Source organism: Phenylobacterium sp. (assembly GCF_046590535.1).
Taxonomy (GTDB): Bacteria; Pseudomonadota; Alphaproteobacteria; order Caulobacterales; family Caulobacteraceae; genus Phenylobacterium.
The window spans coordinates 1-7,563 of record NZ_JBKJTG010000020.1 but is presented as its reverse complement, the minus strand read 5'-3'; the positions used below and the strand labels follow the sequence as shown (position 1 = coordinate 7,563).

4 protein-coding genes, 1 tRNA gene and 1 pseudogene are annotated in these 7,563 nt (G+C 69.7%); 4 read left to right on the top strand and 2 right to left on the bottom strand.

Going from position 1 to position 7,563, the window contains the following annotated elements:
• Positions 1–123 (bottom strand): annotated as a pseudogene (locus ACLL81_RS01210) (Hsp70 family protein); the annotation flags it as partial.
• A gap of 22 nt (positions 124–145) precedes the next feature.
• Here ACLL81_RS01210 and dnaK point away from each other — a divergent pair.
• Entirely contained in the window at positions 146–2,008 is a 1,863-nt protein-coding gene (gene dnaK / locus ACLL81_RS01205) for a molecular chaperone DnaK (protein WP_411286522.1), read from the top strand.
• Between the two features lie 169 nt (positions 2,009–2,177).
• Positions 2,178–3,329 (top strand): molecular chaperone DnaJ, encoded by a 1,152-nt coding sequence (gene dnaJ, locus ACLL81_RS01200; RefSeq protein WP_411286521.1) that lies wholly within the window; start codon positions 2,178–2,180, stop codon positions 3,327–3,329.
• Positions 3,330–3,332: 3 nt separating this feature from the next.
• Here the strand turns inward: dnaJ and ACLL81_RS01195 are convergent, their stop codons facing one another.
• Entirely contained in the window at positions 3,333–5,282 is a 1,950-nt protein-coding gene (locus ACLL81_RS01195) for a PQQ-binding-like beta-propeller repeat protein (protein ID WP_411286520.1), read from the bottom strand.
• 164 nt (positions 5,283–5,446) lie between these two features.
• On the opposite strand from ACLL81_RS01195, the gene ACLL81_RS01190 reads away from it, so the two are divergent.
• Both ACLL81_RS01190 and ACLL81_RS01185 read left to right on the top strand, forming a co-directional pair.
• Positions 5,447–7,348 (top strand): alpha/beta hydrolase, encoded by a 1,902-nt coding sequence (locus tag ACLL81_RS01190; RefSeq protein ID WP_411286519.1) that lies wholly within the window; start codon positions 5,447–5,449, stop codon positions 7,346–7,348.
• A gap of 51 nt (positions 7,349–7,399) precedes the next feature.
• Positions 7,400–7,476: transfer RNA gene (locus ACLL81_RS01185), tRNA-Arg, on the top strand.
• Positions 7,477–7,563 lie beyond the last annotated feature (87 nt).

Below are 7,563 nucleotides of genomic sequence, written 5' to 3'. Positions count from 1 at the left end.
GGCGAACAGCGTGTTGGAGGGGTTGGTCACCGCCTGGCGCTTGGCCGGCTGGCCGACCAGACGCTCGCCGTCCTCCAGGAAGGCCACGACGGAGGGCGTCGTCCGTGCGCCCTCGGCGTTCACGACCAATTCGTGCGTCGCCATCATGGACGGCAAGACGCCGAAAGTGATCGAGAACGCCGAGGGCGCGCGGACGACGCCCTCCGTCGTCGCCTTCCTGGAAGACGGCGAGCGTCTGGTCGGCCAGCCGGCCAAGCGCCAGGCGGTGACCAACCCCTCCAACACGCTGTTCGCCATCAAGCGCCTGATCGGCCGTAACGCCTCCGACCCGATGGTCGAGAAGGACAAGGGCATGGTGCCCTATGAGATCGTCAAGGGTCCGAACGGCGACGCCTGGGTGAAGGCTCAGGGCAAGGACTATTCGCCCCAGGAAGTCTCCGCGCTGATCCTGCGCAAGATGAAGGAAGCCGCCGAGCAGCACCTGGGCGAGAAGGTGGAAAAGGCCGTCATCACGGTGCCCGCCTACTTCAACGACGCCCAGCGCCAGGCCACCAAGGACGCGGGCAAGATCGCCGGCCTGGAAGTTCTTCGGATCATCAACGAGCCCACCGCCGCGGCCCTGGCCTATGGCCTGGACAAGAACGACGGCAAGAAGATCGCCGTCTACGACCTGGGCGGCGGCACCTTCGACGTCTCCATCCTGGAGATCGGCGACGGCGTCTTCGAGGTGAAGTCCACCAACGGCGATACCTTCCTGGGCGGTGAAGACTTCGACATGCGGATCGTCGACTACCTGGCTGACGAGTTCAAAAAGGAAACTAGCGTTGACCTGCGCAAGGACAAGCTGGCCCTGCAGCGCCTGAAGGAAGAGGGCGAGAAGGCCAAGAAGGAGCTGTCGTTCACCACGCAGTACGAGGTGAACCTCCCCTTCATCTCAATGAATGCGTCGGGCCCGCTGCACCTCAACATCAAGCTCTCCCGCGCCAAGCTGGAAGCCCTGGTGGAAGACCTGATCACCAAGACCATCGGCCCCTGCGACCAGGCGCTGAAGGATGCCGGCCTGAAGAAGACCGACATCGACGAGGTGATCCTGGTCGGTGGCATGACCCGCATGCCCAAGGTCGTGGAGACGGTGAAGGCGTTCTTCGGCCGTGAGCCGCACACCGGCGTGAACCCGGACGAGGTGGTGGCCCTGGGCGCCGCGGTTCAGGCCGGCGTGCTGCAGGGCGACGTCAAGGACGTGCTGCTGCTGGACGTCACCCCGCTGACCCTGGGCATTGAGACCCTGGGCGGGGTGTTCACCTCGCTGATCGAGCGCAACACCACCATCCCCACCAAGCGCTCGCAGACCTTCTCCACGGCTGACGACAACCAGTCGGCGGTGACCATCCGGGTGTTCCAGGGCGAACGGCCCATGGCGGCGGACAACAAGATGCTGGGCCAGTTCGACCTGGTGGGCATCCCGCCGGCGCCGCGGGGCATCCCGCAGGTGGAGGTCACCTTCGACATCGACGCCAACGGCATCGTCAACGTCTCAGCCCGCGACAAGGCCACCGCCAAGGAACAGTCGATTCGCATCCAGGCCAACGGCGGCCTGTCCGACGCGGACATCGACGCCATGGTCAAGGAAGCCGAGTCCAACAAGGCTGACGACGAGAAGCGCAGGTCCGGCGTGCAGGCCAGGAACCAGGCCGATGCGGTGATCCACTCCACCGAGAAGGCCATGGCCGAGCACGGCGACAAGGTCGGCGAGGAAGAGCGCGGGGCCATCACCACGGCGCTGGAAGAGCTCAAGGCCGTTCTCGACGACGGTGACGCCGAGGTGATCGCCACCAAGACCCAGGCGCTGATCCAGGCCTCCATGAAGCTTGGAGAAGCCATGTACGCGGCCCAGCAGGGCGGCGGCGAGGGTGACGCAGACCAGGCTCAGCCCGAGGCCGGCGCCGAGGACGTGGTCGATGCGGAGTTCGAGGAAGTCGACGGCGACGACCAGCAGAAGTCTGCGTGACGACGCGTCCCATGGCGACCTTAAGCAGCCAATGCGAAGAGGTCGCCGGGGACGTCGCCGCCGCTTTCGCGGGTCAAAACGCCCCCGCCCGCTCGGTCACAAGCCTTGCAGCCGGGCGGGGGCGATCCCACCTCCACCCTTGCTCACGAATTGAACGCCTGACGATTTGATGCGGGACTATTACGAAATCCTGGGTGTTTCGCGCGATTGCGACGCGGCGGCCCTCAAGGCCTCCTTCCGCAAGCTGGCGATGGAGCACCACCCCGACCGCAACGGCGGCTGCGAAGACGCGTCCGGTCGGTTCAAGGAAATCAACGAAGCCTACAGCGTGCTGGCCGACGCGCAGAAGCGGGCGGCCTACGACCGCTTCGGCCATGCTGGCGTCAACGGCGCAGGTGGCGGCCCAGGCCAGTTCCACGACGTGAACGACATCTTCAACGAGGTGTTCGGCGACGTCTTCGGCGACATGTTCGGCCGTGGCGGACGCGAGCGTGGGCGCAGCGGCCCGGCCCGCGGCCAGGACCTGCGCTACGACCTGGAGATCACCCTGGAGCAGGCCTACGCCAGCGCCGAGGTCGAGATCACCGTTCCGGCGGCGCTGACCTGCGAGACCTGCGAAGGCTCCGGCGCCAAGCCCGGCACCAGCCCCACGACCTGCGCCACCTGCAATGGCCAGGGCCGGGTGCGGGCCAGCCAGGGCTTCTTCTCCATCGAGCGCGCCTGCCCCCGCTGCGGCGGATCGGGCCGCATGGTCATGGACCCCTGCGTGGATTGCCGCGGCGCCGGCCAGGTGCGCCGCGAGCGCACTCTGCAGGTCCGCATCCCCGCGGGCGTCGACGACGGCGCCCGGATCCGGCTGGCCGGAGAGGGCGATTCCGGCGCCCGGGGCGGCCCGCGCGGCGACCTCTACATCTTCCTGTCGGTGACCCCGCACGAGCTCTTTGAGCGCGACGGGCTGGACCTGCTCTGCACCGTCCCCGTGCCCATGGCCGCCGCGGTGCTGGGGGGCGAGATCGACGCCCCCTGCCTGATGGGCGGCGAGGCCTGTGACGGCGCCTGCAAGATCTCGGTGAAGGTGCCGGAAGGCGCCCAGACCGGGAAGACCGTGCGCCTGAAGGGCCGCGGCATGCCTTCTCTGCGCTCCCGCGACCGTGGCGACCTGGTGGTGGAGCTGTTCGTCGAGACACCAACCCGCCTGAACGCTCGTCAGAAGGAGCTGATGCGCGAGTTCGCCGAACTCGGCAGCGATCAGCAGCATCCCAAGTCGGCCAGCTTCATCGGCAAGGCCAAGCGCTTCTGGGACGCGGTGACGACGGTCTGACGCCTACCGCTTCGGTCTGAACGCCACCAGCACGTTGCCCGGGGTCTGGTTGAACGAGCCGTAGCCGGAATTGACGAACACCATCCCGGCGCCGGCGAACACGCCGGTGGCGTCGATGGAGCCGCCCACCGCCTTCTGGCCGTTCGCGTCCGGGAAGGCGCGCGCGGTGTCGTGCACCGCCAGCACCTTGCCGCGGGCGGCGTCGAATACCCACAGCCGGCCGTCCAGGGCCCCGGCCAGCACCGCACCGTCGATCACCAGGGGCGCGGCCGAGAGGCCGAACTTCTGCGTGCAGCCCACCACGCGGGCCTCGCGGCCGTTTCCGCAGTCGGGCTTGGCGCGCCATTGCCAGGCGATCTTGCCGGTGGCCACGTTCACCGCGTGCATCCCCGACGCCGACTTCGGCTCCGGCACGCCCGGGTCGCTGATCGGGGCGAACACCCGCACGCCGTCGGTGGCGATGCCCCAGTGGACCCCGCCCAGGGCGGTGCCCTCGCCGAACTTCTGGTGCCACAGCTGCTTGCCGGTGGCGGCGTCCAGCGCCCAGACGTCGCCGGACTTCTGGCCCCCCAGGATCACGTCGCGTCCGCCGGGCCTGCGGAAGATCACCGGGCCGGCCCCGAAGTCGTGGTCGAGGAGCACGCTCTTGCCGTCGGCGGCGAAGAAGCAGTTCGCCCCGGTGGGCCGGGTTCCGTCCGCGCCGCGGCCGATCGGGCAGGACATGTTCCAGATGTCGTCAGCCAGCGCCTGGAAGGTCCACTTCGGCTTGCCGGTGGCCATGTCGATGGCGACGATCGCATCGCTGGTGGCGGTGGCGGGGGGCGAGGTGTTCTCGCCGGTGGCCGCGAACACCAGGCCGCGGCGGGCGTCCACCGAGGGCGTCGACCAGATCGGCGCGCCGGACGGCCCGTACATCTCGACGCCCTGGCTGTTCTTGCGGCCCAGCGGCTTGGCGTCCTCCATCGTGTGGTACGTCCAAAGCACCTTGCCGGTGGCTGCGTCCATGGCCGCCACCGCCCCGTGGCTCTTGCAGCACTCGTGGGTGGGCCGCATGGCCGCTGCCACGTCGCTGGCCGAGATCGGCACGATGATCCGGTCGCCGTAGAGGATCGGCGAGCCGGTCAGGGGCACGGTCTTGTCGTGCCGCGGGTCCACCCGCCAGATGAGCTTGCCGTCCCGAGGGTCGCGGGCCTGGATGTGGCCGCCGCTGTCCCCGCCGATGACCGCCAGGGGGCCGCCCTTGCCCAGGGGCCCGAAGGCCAGGCTGGTGCGGATGCTGGAGGTGGTCGGGACCGCCCACTTGATGCAGCCGGTCCTGGTGTCCAGCGCCAGCAGCGTACTGGCCTGGGTGGCGGCGTAGAACAGCGTCGAGCCGACGATCACCCCCTGGGAGCGCAGAGCCGAGGTGCGCGGCAGGGGCAGGGCCCAGGCGACTTCCAGGTTGGCGAGATCACGGGTGGAGAGGCCGGCCTGGGCCGCGCTCATCCGGCGCGTGCTTTCAGGGTCCACGCCCCAGCCCGCCAGGGCCAGCTTGGCGCTCAGGTCCACGGCGCGCCGGTCGGCGGGGCACATGGCCGCCTCGATCCACGCCGTGCCCACCGGGCCCTCGGGTGCGGCCAGATAGGCGACCACGTCGCGCAGCTGGCGCGGCTCCAGGGCGGCGCCCTGCGACTTCATCACCCCGGTGGTCAACGCCGCCTGGATGGCCGCGGCGCTCATCCGCTTCAGGCCGGCCAGGGTGGGCGTGCGGGTGGTGGGGTCGGGGGCCGCGTGGCACATGGCGCAGGCCTGGTCATAGACGTCCTTGCCGGGATGCGGGGCCGCGTCGGCTTCGGCGCGGGGCTGCCCCTGGGCGAGCGCCACGCCGCCCAGGCTGGCTCCGGCCAGCAGCGCCGCGAGGGCGGCGGCCGCCAGCCCGGCCGTCGGCCGGCCGTACCGGTTCCATGCGCCCATCGATTTCCCCTAAGACCGTACCCGCCATTCGAAACGGCGCTTCTCTGATCCTAAGGCTAACGGGCGCGCTTGCCTGCAAAATTGCCCGGTTGAAATCTGCCGGTCCAGGCGCAAGGCTTAGCTTGCCGCAGCGCCGCCTTAGAAAGGCGCCGGGAGGAACCGCCATGAGCCTGAACGCCATCATCGCCGCCGCCGCCGCCGCGGGCGCGCTCGCCCTGGCCGCGCCGGCCGCCGCCGCCAATCTCTCCAAGTCCGTCGTGCCGGGCTATCCCGATGTGGTGGGCGAGTACCTGCAGGTCCCCGGCTACCGGGCGCCAGGCACGCCGGCCGGCCTCAACACCGCGACTTTCCTGCGCCTGCGCGCCGCCGCCGACGGCGAGACGCCGCGCCCCGCCAATGCGGTGATCGTTGGCCTGCCGGGCTTCTCCTCCACCCCGCCGCACTGGCTGTTCCTCGGCAGCCAGCTGGTCCACCGGGCCCAGGCGCAGACCTGCGATGGCAAGCCCTGCCGCGTGGAGGTCTGGGTCTTGCAGCGGCGCGGGGCCCAGTTGGCCGACACCACGGGCCTGAAAGCCGCCAGGGCGAAGCGCGACCCTAAGGTGGCCCTGGACTACTATTTCGGCCAGCAGCCGATCACCCAGGCTTGGCCCGGCAAGGGCGCGCCCGCCCGCATCGTCGGCCCCGGCCCCGGCGCCAGGTGGACGCCGCTGACCCAGTCCGACCTCGCCTTCATGGCCGACTGGGACTTCCAGGCCTACGCCGGCGACGTCGACGCCATGATCGCCCAGATACGGCGCCGCTCGGGGGGCAAGAACATCTTCCTGGCCGGCCACAGCCAGGGCGGCGGCTTCGTGGCCAACTATGCGGCCCGCCTGCAAGGCGACGGCAAGCGTGGCGTCGACAAGCTCTCCGGCCTGATCTTCCTGGACGGCGGCCCCTCCGCCGGCCAGGCCGCCGCGCCCACCGAGCCGGAGTTGAAGGCCTACTTCGACCGGGTCGCCGCCCTGCGCACGGGCAAGGCCAAGGTCTATACCGACGCCTCGGGCATGCTGGGGCCCATCGCCGGCCCTGCCTCGGCCATGAGCCAGTCGGTCACCGGGCTCTACTATGCCTATGCCGACCCGAACGCGGAGGCGGTCTTCCCCCTGCGGGTGGCGGGCATGGCCCCCGGGCCCGGCGACGACTTCCTGAAGGTGGCCCGGCTCTCCTGGCTGGCCCGGGCGGGCGCCAGCTTCGACACCGATCCGGTGGTGGGCGGCGGGGTGCAGATCCCGGTGCTGCGGTTCCTGGGCCAGGGGATGGGCGTGCTGGACTTCAAGCCCCAGCCGGGCACGCAGGCCCAGTGCGACAAGACGCCGGAGCCGGCGATGATGATGGGCCCGCCCCGGTCCGCGGGCGCCGCGCCCACCTGCACCGCATCGGCCGCCATGGTGGACCCCGACCGGGTCTATGGCTGGACCGAGGCCGGCGGGAACGGCACGGTCAACGAGCCCGGCAAGGCCATGGCGTGGCTGCAGAGCCAGGCCTGGGCCCCGGCCCGCGCCAACGTCCGCCCGGTGACGGTGACCTTCAGGGACAGCGGCGCCAAGACCATCGACGCCGCCTCCATGGTCGGCTCCAACTGGTACGCCTCGGAGCGCTGGGACTATGACGCCGGCTTCTTCGGCCGCTACCGCACCCTCAAGCTCGACCGCGACGGGGTGAAGCTGGACATCGACAAGACCGCCATCGCCAATATCCCCGTCTATGTGGCCCGCCAGAGCCCCGCGCCCGCCGCCAACAACCCGTTCCCGGGCGTCAGCGACTACACCGAGATCAACAAGGCCGGGACCTGGCAGACCGATCAGGCCCGGGCGATCACCGCCTTCGACCCGAAGATCAACACCGCCATCTATTTCCACACCGACTATGTCTCGGCCGATGACTCCACGCCGCAGAAGGGCCGTCCGGGGGAGCCCGGCCATTCCGCGGTGGCCGCGACGCTCACCGACTGGGTGCTGAAGCGCAGCAAGGGCGCGGCGGTGACGCCGACGCCGAAATCCCTGGGGGTGCGCGACATCTACTGAGCGGTTTGCGGCGGGCGGGGCTTTCCGCTAGACACGCACTCCGCTGGAAACGCACCCGTAGCTCAGCTGGATAGAGCGTTGCCCTCCGAAGGCAAAGGTCACACGTTCGAATCGTGTCGGGTGCGCCAGAGATTGGAGTTAAGTAGCTGACATAGCTAGCTTATTCCACAATCCGATTTCGAGTTCATAAGCCTAGCCATAAGATTGCTCAGTGG

Bases quoted from the DNA above. Each gene is read 5' to 3' on its own strand.
- dnaK (WP_411286522.1), top strand. From the start codon at position 146: ATGGACGGCAAGACGCCGAAAGTGATCGAGAACGCCGAGGGCGCGCGG.
- dnaJ (WP_411286521.1), top strand. From the start codon at position 2,178: ATGCGGGACTATTACGAAATCCTGGGTGTTTCGCGCGATTGCGACGCG.
- ACLL81_RS01195 (WP_411286520.1), bottom strand. From the start codon at position 5,282: ATGGGCGCATGGAACCGGTACGGCCGGCCGACGGCCGGGCTGGCGGCC.
- ACLL81_RS01190 (WP_411286519.1), top strand. From the start codon at position 5,447: ATGAGCCTGAACGCCATCATCGCCGCCGCCGCCGCCGCGGGCGCGCTC.